The following is an 18,721-nucleotide window of genomic DNA, read 5'->3' as shown; positions in this document are numbered from 1 at the left end:
TTATTTCCCCTTTGCTGCAATTTCTTCTTTGGCCGCCGCTATTGAGCCCAGCATGTGGTAGTCCTTGCCGACAAACTCGTTGCTTATGCGTTCGACGGTGCCGTCCTTGAGCATGCTGTCCAATGCACTGTTGACGGCTTCACGCAAGCCATCCTGTCCTTTTGGCAGCGCCGCAGCGGCCAGTTGGTATGTCAGGGGTTCGCCAACCTCCTTGACCGGAATCCCTTTGGCATGCGCGTACTTCATACCACCGAAATGCGAAATGATGACGGCATCAATCCTGCCATTGGCGATATCATTGAAGATCAGCGCGCCATTATCGTAGCCTCTTATATCCGAATCGGTCAGATTCTCACGGGCCCAGCTTTCGTTGGATGATCCGGTCGAAACCCCGACCTTTTTGCCGGCAAGCGTTGCCTTGTCTGTAATATCAGTATTGTCGTTACGAACGAAAATGCGAAACACTTCGACCCCATAAGGGATGGAAAAATCAACCTGTTTGCGACGCATCTCGGTGGGCGTCATATCGTTCATGACCAGATCGTATTTATCGGTCTTCAACCCTTCTACAAAATTCTTGTAGGTATCGCCAACAAATTTTATTTTGGGCGTTCCCATGCGTTGTGCCATCTCCTTGGCAATGGCAACATCGTACCCGGTCAGCTGATTTTTTTCGTCGAGCATGCTCCAGGGTGGGCTGGCCTGAGTATTGGCAATGCGTATGACGCCTGTGCTTTTGATTCTTTCCAGCAAATCTGTTTGCTCTGCATGTGCGGGCGCAGTAGCGCTGGCTCCCCCTATGGCCAAGACCAGGATGGTTGCCAATTGCCGTGATCCACGTACCCATGTCGTTGTTTTCATATCATGTCTCCACATTGATTTGATGTTGCGTTCGATCGGCATCCGATGTCGCAGTTGCTGGCATATACCGGATGTGAGCTTCTTTGTTTTCAGCAGATTGATCTATTGACGCCTGCCGCCCACGCATTTTCTATGCGCAGGCCCGGGCATAGGCGCTGAGGGCCTTTTTTAAATCCTGGATAATCAGGTCCGGGTCTTCCAATCCTGCCGATAATCGGATGATGGCCTGGTCCGTTCTCGGAAACACCCTGTCGCGCTGCATTTGCGCCGGATAGAATGCGATCAGACTGTGCACGCCGCCCCAACTGGCGCCAAGTACAAGATGCTCCAGTGCAGCGAAAAATGCGCGATACGCCTGTTCATTGTCCTGGTTGAGCGTAAATGAAAACAGGCAGCCGCCCGGCCCGAAATCACGCTTCCATACTTCATGCCCCTTGTCACCGGGCAGGCAGGGAAACAGCATATCCCTGACTTCGGGCTGTTGCTGCAGCCATGTCGCAATTGTCATGGCATTCTCACTCTGCCGGCGGTATCTGATCTCGAAGGTTTCCAGCCCGCGCAATACCAGAAAACAATCGTCGGGGCTGGTCTGCAGACCCATAATGCTCTGCGTCTCACGTAACTGTGCGAACTGCTGGGCGTCATTGGTAGCGACAGCGCCAACAAGCAAGTCGGAATGGCCACCGAAAAACTTGGTTGCGGCCTCAACACATAAATCAACGCCGTGCTCCAGCGGGCGAAAGCCCAGTGGCGAGGCCCAGGTATTGTCCATCATGGTCATCACACCGTGCTTTTTGGCTGCAGCCACAATTGCCGGAATGTCGGGCATTTCCATGGTGACCGTTCCTGGCGCCTCGGTACAGATCATCTTCGTATTGGGCCTGATAAAGCGCGCTATTTCATGTCCAATAGCGGGCGGATAATATTCAACCTCGACCCCCAGGCGGGCCAGCCATTTTTCTGCATAGGTTTTCAGGGCACCATAGCTTGCTGCCGATATAAGCAAATGGTCTCCACCCTGAACAAATGCCATCACGGCAAGACATAATGCGGCCTGTCCGGATGGCGTCACCGCGCAGTGGCGGCCACCTTCAAGGCGCGCGATATCCTGTTCCAGCAAACGGGCGGTTGGCGTGCCCGTGATGCCATAGCTAAAGCCGTCAGGTTGCCGCGCCTTTCTGTGTATGAAGGATTCAACATCGTCAAAAACAACAGTGGAGGCGCGCCAGACCGGGGCCGACAGGCTTGCAAATGCTTCGTTCGCTTGGTAATACTTCTTCATGGTAGTCAGAACTCAAATGGGGAAAGTCTGGTCAGTGTTGCAGAAGTTGGTACCAGCGGCTACGCCTATAATTATTGACTCTATAAGTAAAACTTAAGTACTGCCGGGAAGCTGTCTTTGTTGCCCGCCAAAAACCGGCAATGCCCTGCACCTGACAATCACCACGTGGCCGGGCCCATTCCCTCTAGTTTTTTCTATAAAAACCGCATAAGCAGCGATCAAGTATCCATGTCACCCATAAGACATGACGCAATGCCTGACCCGCTCCAATGCCAACTGTAATACGTCCAGCGTGACCGACCCAAGCGCCAGGCGAATTGCATGCGGCACATGGACGGTGGTCGCAAATGGCTCTGCAGTTGAAACGGAAATCTGTTCGCGCATGAGGGCCATCGCGATCTGGTCAGCCCGCACCTCTTCGGCCAGAGGGATCCAGAGAAAATAGGATGAGGGGTGGCCAACGCACGCTATACCTGCCAGTATTTTTCGGGCCATTACCTGGCGGTATTGTGCGTCTTCGCGTTTTTCGCGTTCAAGCTGCAAAACGGTGCCGTCGCGAATCCATTCAATTGTCATGGCAGTCATCACGCCCGGCGTACTCCAGGTTGTGGCGCGTATAGCCCGTTCCAGCGATGAAACATGCGCAAGCGGCGCCGCCACCAGGCCCACGCGCAAACCAGCAGCAACATTTTTTGAAAACCCGGTGATGTAGATCGTAATATCCGGCGCCAGTTGGGCAATAGGCGCAGGCGCGTCGTCCACCAGAAAAGCGTAGGCGGCATCTTCGATGATCAGCAGGCTGTATTTGCGTGCGACCACCACCAGTTGCTCTCTGCGGGCCTCGCTCATGACCCAGCCCAGCGGGTTGTTCATGGTGGGCATGGTATAGATCGCCTTTATGCGACGCGAACGACACAGCTTTTCCAGCGCGGCAATATCGGGGCCATGATTGTCTGCCGGGATGGGCACCAGTTCCAGATGCAGCATCTGTGCCAGTACCCGAAAGCCGGGATAGGTCAACGCATCTACTGCAACCACGTCGCCTGGGTTCAGGCGTGCCATCACCGTGATGGCCAGGCCATCTTGCGCGCCGTTCACGATCAGAATCTGCCCGGCATCCACGGTAAGCCCGCGATGCGCCAGATACTGCGCCATCACGGCCCGGTCGTGTGCTCTTCCACCATAGGGCTGATAGCGCAACAGCGAAGCCAGGTCGCCCGAAGTGGACAACTGCCTGAGCGCGTTGCGCAGCAGTTCAGCCTGCTGTGGCAGCGAAGGGTAATTGAAATTGAGATCTATCATGTCGGCAGCAACCACGTGCTGATCCGTTCCCTGACCCGGCGTGAGGGTGATGGCACGCACATAGGTGCCGCGCCCGGTTTCGCCGCTGACCAGCCCCATGGCTTGCAGCTCTGCGTAGACGCGGGTTGCGGTTACCAGAGACATGCCTTCGCGCGCAGCCAGTTGCCGGTGGGTCGGCAGCCGGGTTCCGGGCGCTAACTGGCCTGCCTGAATTTGCTGCGCAAACCGATCGACTACTGTTTTGTATCGCAGGCGGGCCATAGGAAGATGTATCCATGACAATAATTTGATTGTCATGATTATAAGTTCTAAGATTGCATTTTGCCATTGCTGTTTCACGAATACGGGCGCAATTGCAGGTGTGATAGATGACGGATGTTCAATCGGGTGAATACATGAAACACGGAAATGGGCAGGCAAATACAGCAGGCGGCTGGCTCAATGGATTTCTGGGCGTGCTGATTTTCAGTGGTTCGCTGCCGGCAACGCGCGTGGCGGTGCTGCAATTTGATCCGATATTTTTAACGGTCGCCCGTGCAACCATTGCCGGCGTGCTGGCACTGATCCTGTTGCTGGTGTTCAGGCAAAAACGCCCCACCCGGGCCCAGTTGGCTCCACTGTTCATTGTGGCCCTGGGGGTGGTGGTGGGGTTTCCGCTGCTGACAGCGCTGGCGCTGCAGCATGTCACGTCAGCGCATTCCATTGTATTTATCGGTCTGTTGCCGCTGGCCACAGCAGTATTCGGCGTATTGCGGGGTGGCGAGCAGCCGCGCCCTGCCTTCTGGTTTTTCTCTGTCACCGGCAGCCTGCTGGTGGCAGGATTTGCCCTGTCGCAGGGCCTGAGCGCTTCTCTGACCGGCGATCTGTTGATGCTTGCCGCCGTGCTTGTCTGCGGACTGGGCTATGCCGAGGGCGCGGCGCTGTCACGCAAGCTGGGCGGCTGGCAGGTGATCTGCTGGGCTTTATTGCTATCTTTACCTGCCATGCTGGTTCTGTCGCTACTGACCATGCCGGCTTCATTCGCAGGTATCGGCACTCCCGCCTGGGCAGGGTTGGCTTATGTGTCGCTGTTCAGCATGCTGATCGGTTTTGTGTTCTGGTATCGCGGCCTGGCTCAGGGTGGCATTGCTGCTGTGGGCCAGTTGCAATTGCTGCAACCTTTCTTTGGCCTGGCGCTGGCCGCAACGCTACTGCATGAACCGGTCAGCATGCTGATGGTCGGCGTTACAGTGGCGGTTATTGCATGCGTCGCAGGGTCCAAGCGTTTTGCCTGAGGCAAGTGCAATAGCACCCTATGGTACAACTGTCACCGCAGTTGACCTACTCCTGTGGACTGCCCTGCTTCCAGTAATTGCTGATACGCATCCGTGATTTATCAATGCCCTTTTCTTCAAGCAGGTACTGGCTGATGGTCCGCATTTGAGCGGCCTGGCCACCGCCCCAGATATAGCCTTCGCCCGCCGGCAGCGTAAAGGCGCGCACGGCGTCAGCCAAAGTTTGCTCAGGCTGCTGCTGCCGATGCAGCCAAGTCGTCTGCACATCGGCCTGCGTCTGAAAGTGCTGTTCTTCGGCGGCGTTTTCCACCAGTGCAATCACGTGGACTTTGGCGCCTTTGGGTAACTCTTCAAGACGCCGACCGATAGCCGGCAAGGCGGTTTCGTCGCCGATCATCAATTGCCAGTCGAAGTCTGGCGCCGTGACAAATGAGCCGCGAGGGCCGGCAACAACCAGTTGATCGCCCGCAGTTGCGCCGGCGACCCAGGTTGAAGCCGGCCCATCACCGTGCAGGACAAAATCAATATCCAGTTCGTTATCCGCGGGACGGTAGCGTCGTGGTGTGTAATCGCGCGCCGGCGGACGCGCTGCTCCTTCAGGAAACTGCGGCCCGGCTTCGGTGTTTGTCGGAACGACAGGCTGGCCATCGGCAGGGAAAAACAGTTTCATATGGTCGTCAAACGAGGCGGAGATAAAATCGCCAAGATCGGGACCATGAAATGTGACGCGCACCATGCGCGGCGTCAGGCGGGTGACCTGCCTCACTTGCAACAGGCGGGCCTTGAGCGGGTGGCGCACGCGCTGGGGCATGTGTTCGGTGGAAATCGGGGTTTGCATCATTGTGAGGGTACTCATATTTTGAATCCGTTGAAAATGCCATCGATCAACAGATAAACAGGGTTGGGCGGCGCCTTCAGAGGCGCACATCTTAACGGCCCGCAGCTTCGGGCAGGCGCAGCGCCGCACAGGTGTTCACCCGTTTATCCTATCGTGGCGGTGTACAGGGCTGGTTAATTTGCGCAATGGCCTCTTGCAGAATTGAGGTAATGCGTTTTTGCTCCTGTGGATCGGCGGCGCTTTTAAGCAGCAATGCGCGCTTCAGGGCCAGGCGCGCTGCCAGAAACTCAGGGAGCCATCCGTCATTGCCAGTGGCATCGCTATCAGCGGCCATCGCTCCCTGGATGTACTTCATTTTGTTGGCCAAATGCACCAGCATGGCCAGCAGCTCCTCTGCCTGATCGCGGTGTTCATTCAGGAATGCCAAACCCTCAGGCAACAATGCATAGGATTTTTTATTGCTGCTGACCGACACCGAAGCGTAACCAATTTCCTGGATGTAGGTGAGCGCCGGATACACCATGCCAGGGCTGGGCTTCCAGTATCCGCCGGAACGGCTGTCCAGTTCCTTGACCAGTTCATAACCGTGACTGGGCTGTTTTTCAAGCAAGGCCAGCAACATAAGTTGCAGATCGTCAGAGGAAAATTTGCGGCCGCGAGTAAAATTGGCTTCCTGGCGATGCCGACCGTGTTCGCGCAAGCGGTGACCTGGCTGCTTGTCTTTTCTCATTTCATTTCCTTGTAAATATATATCTTACGATATATTTTATGATCTTAATAGTCAAGTGAAATAGCAGCATTACCAATTATTTTCATGATAATTTTTAGCTAATATTCTACGGAAAAGCCATTAACAGGGAATGGATACGTGGCAATTTATTCCATAATTCACTGATTTTTAATGATAAATTAAATATTCACATTACTCGCAGGATGGCCATAATTGATATATATAATAAAAATCATTACTATTTGCATAAGCGATACAAAATAGTGCGATGGAGGCTTTATGCTGAATGAAATAATGACCGAAGCGTGTGCTGTAAACGGCCAGGATTATCTTGTGCGCTGGCGTCAGGCTACGACAGATGGCAATGATGCGTTCAGCAGCGGCAGCTACAGGGAAGCGATCGGACACTATGATCTTGCCCTGACGATCGCTACGGATTTCTTTGGCCAGGTTGATGACGCCGATACCGTCGTTGCCGCCTATGTGATTGCCCATCACAATCTGGCCGACACTTACGAACGTCTTGGCAGCGTGGCGCTACAACGCCTGCACTTGTGCCTGGCACACGAGAAACTGTGCACGGCAATGAATGATCGCGCCCTGCCCCAAGCGTGGCAAATGGCGGCCATGAGTCACAGCCGGCGCACCTATGGCGAACTTACCCGTTTTCTGGGCTTGCACCCGGACGATAAGCAGGCGCAACTGGTGGCCAGCCAGGGCGCGGCAGGTATCACACTTGAGATAGCCGTTCATTGACGGGTTTTCTCTTGCATTCACGATCCGTAGGTTGAGCGTCTTGCATTGGATCAACATCGCCAGCCGGTGACTCATCCTGCTGATTCCTTTATCACTGAATTACATCAGGAGCAGTTCATGTCTTATACCCTTCCCGCTTTACCTTACGCTTACGATGCGCTCGAACCCAATATCGATGCGCAGACGATGGAAATCCACTACACCAAGCACCACCAGACGTATATCAACAACCTGAATGCGGCGCTGGAGGGCGCAAACCTGCCCAAGCCGGCTGTCGAAGAGTTGATTGCCGATATCGATAAACTGCCCGAATCCGTGCGCGCCGCGGTACGCAATAACGGCGGCGGCCATGCCAATCACAGCCTGTTCTGGCAAGTGATGTCGGCACAAGGCGGCGGCCAGCCCGATGGCAGTCTTGCCGCAGCCATTGACACGGACCTGGGCGGTCTGGACAAATTCAAGGAAGCCTTCACCAAAGCAGCCATTTCCCGCTTCGGCAGCGGCTGGGCCTGGCTGAGCGTTACGCCCGAAAAGAAACTGGTTGTTGAAAGCACAGCAAACCAGGACAGCCCGCTGATGACCGGTAACACACCGATTCTGGGCCTTGATGTGTGGGAGCATGCTTACTATCTGAAGTACCAAAACCGCCGGCCCGAGTATATTGCGGCGTTCTACAATGTGGTCAACTGGCCAGAGGTAGCACGCCGCTACGAAGCGGCAATAGGCTGATAGTATGTACCAGAGCGCTTTCACCTGATTGCGCCCGTCCGATCGCACTCATGTGAACCGGAAGGCAGGCCTGGCCTGCCTTTTAGAACACTGAGCACAGCGCAGGCCTGCCATGACACCAACGTAGGAAATCTGCGCGGCCGGCAGCGCGCTCATCAGCAAAACAATAACAGACCCGCTGACTTATTTTGCGCTGGCGTATTTGGCCGCCGCATTTCGCTGACGCGTTCAGTTTACGCGCGACGAGGTCGCGGAATATGACTCATGAGCGACTGCGTAAAGCCTCCATCCACCACTATTTCTGCACCATTGACGTAGGCCGAACGATTGCTTACAAGAAAGACGGCCACATTGGCGATATCCTCCGACATGCCGATGCGACGTTGAGGCACGGCATTTTCCCGTTGCTCGCGCACCTGCGGATCAACATAATAGGGTTCGCTCAGGGGTGTGCGGATCAGCCCGGGACTGATCGCATTGCTGCGCACCCCCTGTGGCCCCCATTCAACCGCCAGTTGCCTGGAGAGCATCAGAATTGCCGCTTTGGTGGTGCTGTAAGCGCCGCTGAACGGCTGAGGATTTGAACCGGCGATGGATGCGATATGAACGATAGCGCCTTCGCCCCGGGCCTGCATTGACTGGCCAAAGGCGCGGGCACAGCGCAAATAGCCTGTCAGATTAACGTCAATCTGGCGCTGCCAGTCTGCAATATCAATCGCATCAAGATGCCCCTGTACGGAAACCGCCGCATTATTGACCAGTGCAAAACAGTTGCCCAGTTGCCTGGTCACGATTTCTGCAGTCGCAGCGACCTGGTCATCGTTGGCAACGTCGCAGGCCAGTGACAGACATTCTCCCTTGGCATTGGCACGCAGCTGGGCCACCTCGCCAGGCGATAATGCCTGACGATCCAGCATGGCGACATGTGCGCCATTTTCAAGCAGTGCACGCACCGTTGCGCGTCCGATGCCGCCGTTTGCCCCCGTGACCGCCACGACCCGTCCCGCAATGCCCAACCACGTATCATTCATCCTGACTCCTTTGCTCCGTCTGGTTTATGTTGATTCTGTGTGCAGATCTGCCGTTGCTGCGTATAGCGGATCTGCGCCTGTCTGCCATGGGCTTTGCCGATCAAACGCGCCCAGGATAGCCACGACCGCGGTGTGCAGCCCGCTGAACCTGTAGACTGTCACCTGCCCGGGGCGTGCCACAGCCAGCCTGTTTTCATCTTATCCGGCATGCGCTGCGCGCACTAGCCGCAAATCATGCAAAACACAATCGAGCTTTTGGCGAGCAATAGTAGTGCAAGCAGCAAGCCGATGCGCGAATCACTATTGTCATCACTTTACCGCAGCCGCTTGATAACGACTGTGATAAAAATTGACCACAGGTCATTGCTCCTGAATTTGCAGTATTGTTCTGCGCCTGTGCCCCTTATCGCTCAAAAGCAGTCAGTGTATAAAAAGCTTTTGCCACAAAGATGGCAATGTAATTGAAGACAAAGTTTCCAACTGGAGCGAGACCAAGCATGAATTTTTTTCCAAGCGCCGTCCTGATCGGCGCATCTGTACTGGCTTTTACTGCCACCACGGCACATTCGCAAACCGCAGAACACTACCCGGATAAACCGATCAAGATCGTGGTGCCCTATTCGCCTGGTGGCTTTACCGATATTCTGGCGCGTCTGTTATCGCAGAAGCTGTCCGAAAAATTGTCGCAACCGGTAGTGGTGGAAAACAAACCGGGCGCCTCGACCATCATTGGCGCAGAAGCGGTCGCCCGAGCCCGGCCAGATGGATATACGCTATTGATGGCCGTTACCACAACACTGTCGACCAATCCACACCTGTTCAGCAAGCTGCCGTATAAAGTGTCTGACTTCAAGCCGGTCGCGCTTGCCGGCCTGACGCCATTTGTGCTGGTTGCCAATCCAGCCGTGCCGGCCAACAATGTGCGCGAGCTTATTGATCTGGCAAAAAAAGAGCCGGGAAAACTGTCGGCGGCGACGCTGGGCAATGGCTCTTCGACCCATCTGGTCCTGTCCATGTTACGCGGTGCCACGGGTGCCGATATTCTGGACGTTCCCTATAAGGGCTCATCGCCAGCCATGTCCGATCTGGTGGCCGGGCATGTCGATCTGTTCTTCGATGCCATTACTACCTCGCTGCCGCATATTCAGGCCGGCCGATTAAAGGCCATTGCAATGACATCTGAAAAGCGTTCGCAGGCAGCGCCATCCATTCCGACTTTTGCAGAAGCGGGTACGCCAAACATGCTGGCCTATTCCTGGTACGGTTTGCTGGCGCCTGCCGGAACACCGGACACCATTACGGATAAACTAAATGCGGCCGTCAATGAAGCCCTTGCTTCTGAAGAGATCAGGAAGAAGTTTTTGACAGAGGGCGCCGAGGCGCGCATGATCAGCGCCACGGCATTCGGCGATCTGATTGCAGCGCATTCGAAAACCTGGGGCGCCGTTATCAAGTCACTGGGTATTCGCCTGGACTGAACGATTCATTGCTACGTCATGCTCAGGCAGGCGCAACGCAAACGGATACTTTGCTGCCATCCTGAATGGTAGTGAGCGCAAGTTTGTTGGCTTATTCATTCCCGGATCAGGGTGGATTGGGTCTGGAGCACCAATCGGCCCGTGTCAGTCGTAATATCGCAGGTGACATGAGCAAGGTTGCGTCCCTGGTTAACGATACGACTGCTTGCTTTCAATATGCCTTCGGTTCCTGGACGAATGAAGTTGGCGCTTATCTCAAGCATGCGCCAGCCGTGCTCTACAGTAGCAAGGCTGGTGCTGATCGCAAGCCCCAGCAGTATCCCGCCCTGTACATGACCGACCCGATTGCCAATATGAAGGCCGCATTCGATCTCGCATGTGGCTGCCTTGCCGTGCGCTTGCGGCATCAACCCCCAGAACCTTTCTGTAAAAGTCACAGTTGTATCGCGATCGCCCGCGCTGTCTCCATCTTGATGTCTGCCGTCGACACTGGCTTTCTGTGCTTTGAGATAAACGCGTCTTTCCTGATCGGTAAGATCATTGATACCAAGTTGCTCAACTTGTTCCAATGACTCAGGACTTGGCAGCGCTTGTGCAGGTTTATCTGCCGGACGATTCAGAACGGCAAAATTGGCTTCCGCAAAACATATTTCCGTATCCCCGGAAAGAACCGCCACACTGCTGTTGCGGATTGCAATTGTGTTTGCGTCCGAGCGAAACCGGGTATGGCTTCTGGCAGAAAGCCGCTGTGTTCCGGATCTACCGGTAAACGTGAGTCTGGCGCTGACCGTCGCCAGCCGGGTAGCAAATCCCACTTCTCCGCGAATGGCGGCCGCCAGCGCAACATCGGCAAGTATGCACAGGGCAACCGGTAGCGGCTGGCCGTTGCGGTCTACATTGCTATCCAGATCCATTGTCAGCGTTGCCGCGTCAAGACCCACCGATTCATATGTAATACCCAGATAGTAGCCGGGAAGATGCCATCCGCTGATGCGCTGCAGACTCAAGGCCTGCAAAACACGCAATACATCCGCGTCAGGCGTGGCGGCAACGCTGGAGGAATAAGTTTGGGTTTGAGTCGGGTGCATATGTCAATTGAATTGAACAGAAAAGTATTGGCGGGCGCATTGTCTTTGCATAGACGGCCATTTTACACGGCTTGCCCAACGTGCCCGTTAGCCCCTGCCAAAGCCGGTTAAAGCCCGCCAATGCCTGGCCAACGGGGCTTTACGCGGCCGAGTTTGACTGGCGCCCCCTTGCGCAGCCAAGTACTTGAGCGGTAATGCACTTCATTTTTCTGCAGAATTGTCCGGCACACCAGACCGAACGCTCTCTTCGAATGTATTGGCTCCCAGCGCGGTACCGTGAATGGATAAATGCGCCCCAAGCTGAATGGCTTGCAGCAGTTCCGCCTGGCTGATATTCATTTTCAGCGCCCCCCGGATGCGAATGCGCAACATTGTTTCATTGAAACCGGTAAAGCAGGCAGCCAGGGCAACTTCAATAAGCCTGCGTTCGGCGGGCGCCAGACCGCCGGGCGCTGACTGACCGTTTTGCTCTTCAAGAAAATCGAGCACTACGTCCAGATAGCCCGGATCCAGTTGCGCCAATGTCTCCATGAAAGCAGGCGTTTCCTGAAAGTGCTGCAGCACGCGCTCGCGCTGTTGCACGGACATCGCCGCGCGGGATTCAAGGCCGGTTTCTTCCGCAAGAATGCTCACGGCGTCATAGACGTGGCTGAGGCCCTGGGAGGCCACAATATGCAGCACATCAAAAACGTCTGCCGCGCTCACTCCTGCCGCGCGGGCAAAATCCAGATGGGTTCTCAGACCTGTCGGGTACAGATGGGTCGCGGAGCTATCGAGCGCGATGTAGATCAGTTCCACCAGGCGCTCGGACAACGGACCCTGCCGTGCCGGATAACCGGCATAGGATGCATAACCGTTCAGAAATTGCGGTTTGTGGCACAAGATGGCCTGTGTCCAGGGTCTCCAGTAGCCGCGCTCGGCAATGAAATGCGCTTTAATCTGTTCCTGCTCAAGGGTATGGTCGGTCATGATGCGTTGCTCGTGTTCGTATTCGTGGCGATGGGGCAAGGGCGACCACCATCAGGTGGCATGCGCCCGAATGGTCTGCCCCGTCAGAAACTGGGCGCGGGCGCCCGCCACAAACAGCAGTAGCGGAGCCAGTTCAGAGGGACAAACAGCCGGATCCATTTCAATGGCATTGACGCGCATGGCACGTGGACCCAGTTCACACGCCAGGGTGGCGATCAGCATGCGCGCAGCGGCCATGTCCCCTGCCTGCTGCCAACTGACAGCCTGATCTTGTGCAGGCAGGAGCACGGTCAGGCTGCTATGCGCTACGTTCTGGCTGGCATAGCGCCGTGCCGCTTCATGAACGGTGTGCAGCATCTGGCCAGCTTGGGCGTGCAGGCAAGAAAAATCAAGGGTGGCGGTGTATTGCCCTGGTGCACTGGTCGCGTCATCAACAGCCAGTGCCGCGGTCCAGGGCGCAGCCGGGTTGCCGGCAAGCCGAAACGCCACAGGGCTATCGGACGGCAGCGGGAGGCGCTCGGCGGCTTTGAAAGGCGTGCTGCCACCGAATACGGATGAACCGCCATCCAGGCTGAATCGCTCTCCGCTAAGCGGGGCTGCCGCTTCCGATGCGAGGAAAAACAGGGCTTCGGCCATTTCCTGTGGGTCTGCCATGCGGCCCAGCGGAATTTTTGCCACGATGTCGGCCGGCTGAAGACGACCGATGTCGATCAGTTCAGCCACCAATTCGGTGCGTACAAACCCCGGGCACAGCACACTGACGGCAAGATCAGGTCGGGCAGCAGCCAGCGCCTGTGTTTGTGCAAGCAAGCCGGCTTTGGTGGCGCTGTACGCGCCGCGCCAGGGAATGGCGCGCAATGCGGCGCCTGAAGCCACATTGACGACACGGGCGCCCGACGCAAGTTGCGGGAGTAATGCCTGGACCACCAGGGCGGGCGCACGCAGGTTCAGTGCGGCCAGACGGTCCAGTTGTGTCGCATCCTGATCGACCAGTGGCAGACCGCTGGTATCGGACATGCCGGCGTTATTGATAATGGCATCCAGGACAAGGGAGGCGTCTGCCAGGGACTGTATCTGCGTTGCCTGCGTCAGATCGACCGTGCGCACCAGATGCTGGACACCCGCAACGCCTTTTGCCGCGCTAAGCATTTGCATCAATTGGGCAAGTGCCGTAGCATTGCAATCGACCAGCACGCAGCGCCAGCCCCGGCTGGCAAACAGCATCGCGCTGGCCCGGCCAATGCCGGAAGCGGCGCCGGTAATGAGTATGGTGGGCATTGCGTTCGCTTGCTGGTCAGATATTCGTAAAGGTGATGCCGCCGTCGACAACCAGCGCCTGCCCTGTGATGAAACCGGCTTCTTCGCTGGCCAGAAAGCAAATTCCCCTGGCAATGTCGGTCACCGTGCCCAGTCGCCCCAGCGGGGTACGTGCGACGCGATTGGCATCCCGTTCTGCGTTGCGGTTGCGTTGCGTGCCTTCCGTGGGTACCGCCGAAGGGCAGACGGCGTTCACGCGGATATGACGCGCTCCCAGTTCTGCCGCCGCTGCACGAGTGATACCCAGAACGCCGGACTTGATGCCGGAATACACCACTGAATTGGCGGCCGAGCGCAGGGCCGCGGTAGAGGCCACATTGACGATCACGCCTCCCCTGTCGGGATCCATGACCTCGACGGCCGCCTGCAGCCCCCAAATCACGGATTTGAAACCGATGTCAATCATGCGATCCACGGTTTCCGGCATGATATCGGGCACCGCCTGATAGCGCACCCAGGCGGCGTTGTTCACCATGATATCCAGGCGACCCATATGCCGATGCGCCTGGGCGACGGCAGCGGCCACCCCTTCGCGGGTGGCCATGTTCTGCACCACGTCAAAGGCCTTGCCGCCCGCCTGCGTGATCTCCTGCACAGTGGCGCTGACAAATTCTTCCTTCAGATCGTTGACACCGACAATAGCGCCCCGGGCAGCCATCTGTTTCGCCGTTTCCTTGCCGATGCCGTTACCCGCGCCGGTGATCAGGGCCACGCGGCCCGCCATATCCTGTTGCATTGCTTTGATTCCTTATACCGTTGCGATGAACTGTGCACCCAGACTTTCCAGTCTGCGCCCGTTATTGAAAGCGGCTTCGATCTTGCGCACTTCCCTGAGGGAGTAATGCAAGGGAAGCTCCCAGGTGAACCCCATGCCACCGTGCAGGTGAATGGCTTTTTCGATAATAAAAACGGCATTGCCCAACGCGCCCGAAAATGCCGGGGCCACATCGCGTGACGCACCGAATTCATTGGTGAGCAATGCGCGGCGCAGTGCGGCTGTCGACGTCTCGTGCAGCAGTTGCATGCGCGCCAGGGTATGGCGCACTACCTGTTTGGCCGACAGCGGGCGTGCAAACTGTACCCGCGTGGACGTATATTGCGCTGTTCGCGTCAAGGCCTCGGCGCTCAGACCGTTGATAAAACCGGCACTCAGGACCAGTGCATCATCCTTCAATGTAGCAAACGCGTCTGCCGACAGGCGCGCCTTGACTACGGCGCTCGCCAGATCAACGTCAAATTGCGGGTACTCGGGATCCATCGTACCGTTAGCCTGCAAACGCAGCGAGGCGGTTTCGAGCAGGCTTGCGCCCGTTTCATCGGCCACCAGAATCCAGTCGCACGCGTCAGCATAACTGGCATGGCTTGCGGATTTTTCTGTCAGACTGCCTTGCCAGGCAATGGTGGCGATTTTCTCGCCGGCCACCAGAGCCTGTGCAATGTCGCTATCGCCAAATGCCTTTGCCAGCACCATCTGCTGCACCAAAGGAAAATGCAATTGCAGGGAGCCGGCAGCCTCGCATACCGGTACGCCGAATGCCAGACCCAGGCCCAGGCCACCTCGGTTTTCCTGGGCGCACACACCGAACAAGCCGGCAGCAGCCAGTACGGTGGCTGTGTCGCGCACCTCGCGACCCAGCACGTCACTGACTGCAGCGGCGGCCGCTTCTGCGAATTCTTCGGGGCGCAAACTTTCTTCCTGATGACTCATGATCAGATATCCTTTGGCAGTTGCATAATACGCTGGGCGATGATGTCCAGTTGCACTTCGGTGGTGCCCGCGTAGATGGTCTCGGCATGTGAGAACAGATAGGCAGTGCAAAAATGCTGGCGTGCGCGCTGCGCCAGCGGGCTTGAAGACGGCCCAACCTGGGAGACGATTTCCTGCGCCAGTGCCATGAATGCCTGGTGGCATTCCGACCAGAACAGTTTGGTCAGCGAACCTCGCGCACCAATAGCCGCTCCGGCAAGCAACTGGTCGACCGATTGCTCCACCAGCCCCTTGAGCGCGTCGATTTCACACACAAGTTGGCCAATGCGGCGCTGATAGTAGCTCTCTGCTAATCGCCCGCAAAGGTGCGCATCTGATTGACACGCCTGAACCAGTTGGCGCAACTCACACTCGAACCGCCACGGACGGTACATGCGATTGGTGGCGCGTTCAATGGACAACACGCGAATGGCGGCGTTCCAGCCTTCATCGGGTGCACCCAGGCGAGCACTGTCGGGAACCATGACATCATCGAAAAAAACCTCAGCGAACGATTCTTTGTTGTCAATGGAGCGGATTGGCACGACACGAATACCTGGCGTATCCATGGGCACAGCAAACATGAGCAGGCCACGATGTTTGTCAGCCACCGTGCCGGTGCGCGTCAGCAAAAGGCAGTAATGCGCCTTGGCCGCGCCGCTGGTCCAGATTTTCTGGCCGTTGATCCGCCATTGGTCGCCCTCTTGCGTGGCGCGGGTCCGTAACCGCACCAGGTCGGAACCGGCATCGGGTTCCGAAAAGCCCTGGCACCAGTAGTTCTGCATTTGCAAAATTGCGGGCAGGAACGTCTGTTTCTGGTCTTCTGTACCAACAGTCATAATGATCGGGCCAGCCAGTTCCTTGCCGATAGAGCTGACGCTCTCGGGCATGGCCAGCGCGCCGATTTCCTTGTTGACCGCCAGGTGTTCACGCAGGGTGAGCCCATGGCCGCCGTACTCCACCGGCCAGGTCATCCCGGCCAGGCCGGCGCGATACATGGCGGCTTCCCATTGGCTCGATTCCTCCAGCGTCGGGCTGCGGTAATCCAGGCTGTCCGCCCGCATATGCGCGGGCAGGTTATTTTTCAGCCAGTCGCGGGCATGTGCACGATAGGCGTCAGGTGCGATAGCAGGCTGAGTGGTCAGCGGGTTGGCGTGAAAATCCATGCTTGATCTCGAAAGTGTCATACTGCGTGGTTGGTCGGAATCAGAAGTGCATCGAGCACGACCGCCCCCTGCCCTTCGGGAAGGATGCGTACCGGGTTCATATCGATCTCGGCCACATTGCGTGCGTAGCGGCAGGCAAACTGTGACAGCCGTGCCAGCGTCTGCGCCGCCGCCGGTACATCGGCCTTCGGTTGTCCACGGGCGCCATCCAGGATCGGGAACAGTTTGAGTGATCGTATCATTGCGTGTGCTTCGTCTTCGGAAATCGGGGCGGTCTGCACGGCAACGTCCTGCAAGATTTCAGCATAGATGCCGCCTGTGCCCACCATCACGACCGGGCCAAAAACCGGATCTCTTGAAACGCCCATGATCAGTTCGATGCCGTCTTTGGCCATCGGCGTGACCAGAATGCCGTCGAGTCTGGCTGCAGGCGCATGTGTGGCCGCTGCCTGCATGATTTGTCCGTAGGCGGCGCGCACCGCCTGCTCATCGCCAAGATTGAGGACGACGCCGCCGATCTCGGTTTTGTGGGCGATATCTGCGGAGGCAATTTTAAGGACAACTGGAAAACCCATGCGGCACGCCGCTAGTACCGCTTCGTCTGCACTGGCAGCCACGGTTTCATCCTGCACGGCAATGCCGGCCGCGGCCAGGGCTTTCTTGGCGGTATATTCGTTGCGAAAGGCACCCTCTTCCAGCGACTCGACAATATCCTGGTAACGCGGTGCCGCACCCAGGCGGGCCAGTTGCGCCATGCGGATCAGACCGGCCAGTCCGTGGGCCGTCGCGTCAATGCCCGCAAATACAGGAATGCCCAGCGCATTAATTTCCTTGACTGCGTCAGCGGGGCCCTGGCTGGTAACGACCAGCAGACGGTCCGGGTAGGATGCGCGGATGTTGCGCAGCGCTTCCATGTACACACTGCGCAAACGGGGGTTGTAAAGCGCCAGCGACAGAAAGATCTGGGTAACGTCAGCGCTGTCATCTTCCATCAGCGCCGACAACATGCCAAACAGGACTTCGGGGCGCGCCGATACCTGGGCGGTGGCGTCAACGGGATTGTTGACGCCGGCCAGCGGCAGCACCTGCCGGATCCGGTCCTTGGTAGATTGCTCCAGCGTGCTCAGCGCGAGCCCGGCTTTGACGGTGGCATCGGCCATCATGATGCCAAATCCGCCAGAGGCCGCCAGCACGGTAATCCGGTTTCCTTTTGGCAGGCCGCCCGGCAGCAGAATGGAGGCGGCGTGTCCCAGTTCCATCAATGCTTCGATGGAGTCGACCCGCAAGGCGCCGTAGCGCCGGAACACGGCGTCAATGACCGCATCTGAACTGGCCAGCGCGCCGGTATGCGATGCGGCAGCCGCCTGCCCCTGCTCAGTGGAGCCAATTTTCAGCACCACCACCGGTTTGTTCTTTTGCCGTGCCAGGTCCAGCGCCCGGGTCAATCTGCCGGCATCGCGGCAGGTTTCCATGCAGCACAGTATCAAGCGGGTCTGTGCATCTTCAGCCAGTGCGGCAATGCCATCGGCAACGTCAATGTCCGCCTCGTTGCCGGTAGCGATAAAGTGACTCACCCCCAGGCCTTTGCGGGCGACGTTCTGGACGACATAGCTGCCGATATTTCCGGACTGGGACACGATGCCCATATGGCCGGCGCAAGGCATGCTCTGTTCAAGAATAATAGAGAATGAGCCGATCACCCCTTGAGCCACACTGATTATGCCCAGGCAGTTGGGGCCCAGCAAACGCATGCCATGCTTTCGGGCAATGGCAACCATTTGCGCCTGCAGCACGGCGCCTTCGGGCCCCGCTTCTGCAAACCCGGACGACAACACAACCACTCCCCTCACCCCACGGTCGGCACAGTCCTGCAACGCCTGCACGGCTGCCGAGGCGGGAACGGCCAGCACCGCCATGTCTGGCGCCTGCGGCACATCGGCCAGGCAAGCATAGGCGGGCAGGCCCTGGATGGTGCCACCTCGCGGATTGACTGGATAGATTGTTCCCCCGTAGCCGTACTTGCGCAAAAAATAAATGGGACGCCCACCGATCTTGGTAATGTCGTTGGACGCTCCAACAATGGCGATCCCCTTGGCCATGAAGAACGCATTCATTCCGGCGCCCGGCTCAGGTGCAATGCATGTATCCATTTT

Annotated in this window: 17 protein-coding genes; 4 read left to right on the top strand and 13 right to left on the bottom strand. The window is 57.2% G+C overall.

Going from position 1 to position 18,721, the window contains the following annotated elements; genetic code table 11:
- The 3 genes from EV681_RS12790 to EV681_RS12780 form a co-directional block, all read right to left on the bottom strand.
- A complete protein-coding gene (locus EV681_RS12790) occupies positions 1 to 861 on the bottom strand; it encodes a transporter substrate-binding domain-containing protein (protein WP_128393117.1) in 861 nt (286 codons plus the stop codon).
- 130 nt (positions 862 to 991) lie between these two features.
- Positions 992 to 2,143: a cystathionine beta-lyase gene (gene metC / locus EV681_RS12785; protein WP_130304196.1), complete on the bottom strand. Its 1,152-nt coding sequence runs from the start codon at positions 2,141 to 2,143 to the stop codon at positions 992 to 994.
- Positions 2,144 to 2,374: 231 nt separating this feature from the next.
- On the bottom strand, positions 2,375 to 3,706 hold the full coding sequence (locus EV681_RS12780) for an aminotransferase-like domain-containing protein (protein WP_130304195.1): 1,332 nt from the start codon (positions 3,704 to 3,706) through the stop codon (positions 2,375 to 2,377).
- 134 nt (positions 3,707 to 3,840) lie between these two features.
- Here EV681_RS12780 and EV681_RS12775 point away from each other — a divergent pair, with 134 nt between their 5' ends.
- Positions 3,841 to 4,719: a DMT family transporter gene (locus tag EV681_RS12775; protein ID WP_128393120.1), complete on the top strand. Its 879-nt coding sequence runs from the start codon at positions 3,841 to 3,843 to the stop codon at positions 4,717 to 4,719.
- 46 nt (positions 4,720 to 4,765) lie between these two features.
- On the opposite strand, the gene EV681_RS12770 is transcribed toward EV681_RS12775, so the two are convergent.
- Together EV681_RS12770 and EV681_RS12765 are read right to left on the bottom strand one after the other, a co-directional pair.
- Positions 4,766 to 5,575: a siderophore-interacting protein gene (locus tag EV681_RS12770; RefSeq protein WP_242612245.1), complete on the bottom strand. Its 810-nt coding sequence runs from the start codon at positions 5,573 to 5,575 to the stop codon at positions 4,766 to 4,768.
- Positions 5,576 to 5,705: 130 nt separating this feature from the next.
- Positions 5,706 to 6,287, bottom strand: coding sequence for a PadR family transcriptional regulator (locus EV681_RS12765; RefSeq protein WP_130304194.1), 582 nt, complete (start codon positions 6,285 to 6,287; stop codon positions 5,706 to 5,708).
- A gap of 279 nt (positions 6,288 to 6,566) precedes the next feature.
- On the opposite strand from EV681_RS12765, the gene EV681_RS12760 reads away from it, so the two are divergent.
- Entirely contained in the window at positions 6,567 to 7,043 is a 477-nt protein-coding gene (locus EV681_RS12760) for a hypothetical protein (RefSeq protein WP_128393122.1), read from the top strand.
- Between the two features lie 117 nt (positions 7,044 to 7,160).
- On the top strand, positions 7,161 to 7,772 hold the full coding sequence (locus EV681_RS12755; RefSeq protein WP_128393123.1) for a superoxide dismutase: 612 nt from the start codon (positions 7,161 to 7,163) through the stop codon (positions 7,770 to 7,772).
- A 233-nt stretch (positions 7,773 to 8,005) separates the two neighbouring features.
- Here the strand turns inward: EV681_RS12755 and EV681_RS12750 are convergent, their stop codons facing one another.
- Positions 8,006 to 8,803, bottom strand: coding sequence for an SDR family NAD(P)-dependent oxidoreductase (locus EV681_RS12750; RefSeq protein WP_128393124.1), 798 nt, complete (start codon positions 8,801 to 8,803; stop codon positions 8,006 to 8,008).
- Between the two features lie 497 nt (positions 8,804 to 9,300).
- Here EV681_RS12750 and EV681_RS12745 point away from each other — a divergent pair, with 497 nt between their 5' ends.
- On the top strand, positions 9,301 to 10,281 hold the full coding sequence (locus EV681_RS12745) for a Bug family tripartite tricarboxylate transporter substrate binding protein (protein WP_130304193.1): 981 nt from the start codon (positions 9,301 to 9,303) through the stop codon (positions 10,279 to 10,281).
- A 95-nt stretch (positions 10,282 to 10,376) separates the two neighbouring features.
- Here the strand turns inward: EV681_RS12745 and EV681_RS12740 are convergent, their stop codons facing one another.
- The 7 genes from EV681_RS12740 to EV681_RS12710 all read right to left on the bottom strand — a co-directional run bounded on the left by EV681_RS12740 (position 10,377) and on the right by EV681_RS12710 (position 18,718).
- On the bottom strand, positions 10,377 to 11,369 hold the full coding sequence (locus EV681_RS12740; RefSeq protein ID WP_130304192.1) for a hotdog domain-containing protein: 993 nt from the start codon (positions 11,367 to 11,369) through the stop codon (positions 10,377 to 10,379).
- A 201-nt stretch (positions 11,370 to 11,570) separates the two neighbouring features.
- Positions 11,571 to 12,338, bottom strand: coding sequence for a carboxymuconolactone decarboxylase family protein (locus tag EV681_RS12735; RefSeq protein ID WP_130304613.1), 768 nt, complete (start codon positions 12,336 to 12,338; stop codon positions 11,571 to 11,573).
- A gap of 51 nt (positions 12,339 to 12,389) precedes the next feature.
- Positions 12,390 to 13,616 (bottom strand): SDR family oxidoreductase, encoded by a 1,227-nt coding sequence (locus tag EV681_RS12730; RefSeq protein ID WP_130304191.1) that lies wholly within the window; start codon positions 13,614 to 13,616, stop codon positions 12,390 to 12,392.
- A 16-nt stretch (positions 13,617 to 13,632) separates the two neighbouring features.
- Positions 13,633 to 14,391, bottom strand: coding sequence for an SDR family NAD(P)-dependent oxidoreductase (locus tag EV681_RS12725; protein ID WP_128393129.1), 759 nt, complete (start codon positions 14,389 to 14,391; stop codon positions 13,633 to 13,635).
- A 12-nt stretch (positions 14,392 to 14,403) separates the two neighbouring features.
- Positions 14,404 to 15,363, bottom strand: coding sequence for an acyl-CoA dehydrogenase family protein (locus EV681_RS12720; protein ID WP_242612244.1), 960 nt, complete (start codon positions 15,361 to 15,363; stop codon positions 14,404 to 14,406).
- Between the two features lie 2 nt (positions 15,364 to 15,365).
- On the bottom strand, positions 15,366 to 16,568 hold the full coding sequence (locus EV681_RS12715; protein ID WP_128393130.1) for an acyl-CoA dehydrogenase family protein: 1,203 nt from the start codon (positions 16,566 to 16,568) through the stop codon (positions 15,366 to 15,368).
- A gap of 17 nt (positions 16,569 to 16,585) precedes the next feature.
- Positions 16,586 to 18,718, bottom strand: a complete 2,133-nt coding sequence (locus EV681_RS12710; RefSeq protein ID WP_130304190.1) for an acetate--CoA ligase family protein — start codon at positions 18,716 to 18,718, stop codon at positions 16,586 to 16,588.
- Positions 18,719 to 18,721: the final 3 nt, after the last annotated feature.

The organism is Advenella incenata (assembly GCF_004217095.1).
Lineage (GTDB): Bacteria > Pseudomonadota > Gammaproteobacteria > Burkholderiales > Burkholderiaceae_B > Advenella > Advenella incenata.
This window is presented reverse-complemented; position numbering and strand designations above follow the sequence as displayed.

What these genes read in the sequence shown, in the direction of transcription:
- EV681_RS12740 (WP_130304192.1), bottom strand. Translation starts at nt 11,369, where the DNA reads ATGCACCCGACTCAAACCCAAACTTATTCCTCCAGCGTTGCCGCCACG.
- EV681_RS12745 (WP_130304193.1), top strand. Translation starts at nt 9,301, where the DNA reads ATGAATTTTTTTCCAAGCGCCGTCCTGATCGGCGCATCTGTACTGGCT.
- EV681_RS12720 (WP_242612244.1), bottom strand. Translation starts at nt 15,363, where the DNA reads ATGAGTCATCAGGAAGAAAGTTTGCGCCCCGAAGAATTCGCAGAAGCG.
- EV681_RS12750 (WP_128393124.1), bottom strand. Translation starts at nt 8,803, where the DNA reads ATGAATGATACGTGGTTGGGCATTGCGGGACGGGTCGTGGCGGTCACG.
- EV681_RS12725 (WP_128393129.1), bottom strand. Translation starts at nt 14,391, where the DNA reads ATGCAACAGGATATGGCGGGCCGCGTGGCCCTGATCACCGGCGCGGGT.
- EV681_RS12780 (WP_130304195.1), bottom strand. Translation starts at nt 3,706, where the DNA reads ATGGCCCGCCTGCGATACAAAACAGTAGTCGATCGGTTTGCGCAGCAA.
- EV681_RS12765 (WP_130304194.1), bottom strand. Translation starts at nt 6,287, where the DNA reads ATGAGAAAAGACAAGCAGCCAGGTCACCGCTTGCGCGAACACGGTCGG.
- EV681_RS12730 (WP_130304191.1), bottom strand. Translation starts at nt 13,616, where the DNA reads ATGCCCACCATACTCATTACCGGCGCCGCTTCCGGCATTGGCCGGGCC.
- EV681_RS12710 (WP_130304190.1), bottom strand. Translation starts at nt 18,718, where the DNA reads ATGGATACATGCATTGCACCTGAGCCGGGCGCCGGAATGAATGCGTTC.
- EV681_RS12775 (WP_128393120.1), top strand. Translation starts at nt 3,841, where the DNA reads ATGAAACACGGAAATGGGCAGGCAAATACAGCAGGCGGCTGGCTCAAT.
- EV681_RS12790 (WP_128393117.1), bottom strand. Translation starts at nt 861, where the DNA reads ATGAAAACAACGACATGGGTACGTGGATCACGGCAATTGGCAACCATC.
- metC (WP_130304196.1), bottom strand. Translation starts at nt 2,143, where the DNA reads ATGAAGAAGTATTACCAAGCGAACGAAGCATTTGCAAGCCTGTCGGCC.
- EV681_RS12770 (WP_242612245.1), bottom strand. Translation starts at nt 5,575, where the DNA reads ATGAGTACCCTCACAATGATGCAAACCCCGATTTCCACCGAACACATG.
- EV681_RS12755 (WP_128393123.1), top strand. Translation starts at nt 7,161, where the DNA reads ATGTCTTATACCCTTCCCGCTTTACCTTACGCTTACGATGCGCTCGAA.
- EV681_RS12715 (WP_128393130.1), bottom strand. Translation starts at nt 16,568, where the DNA reads ATGGATTTTCACGCCAACCCGCTGACCACTCAGCCTGCTATCGCACCT.
- EV681_RS12760 (WP_128393122.1), top strand. Translation starts at nt 6,567, where the DNA reads ATGCTGAATGAAATAATGACCGAAGCGTGTGCTGTAAACGGCCAGGAT.
- EV681_RS12735 (WP_130304613.1), bottom strand. Translation starts at nt 12,338, where the DNA reads ATGACCGACCATACCCTTGAGCAGGAACAGATTAAAGCGCATTTCATT.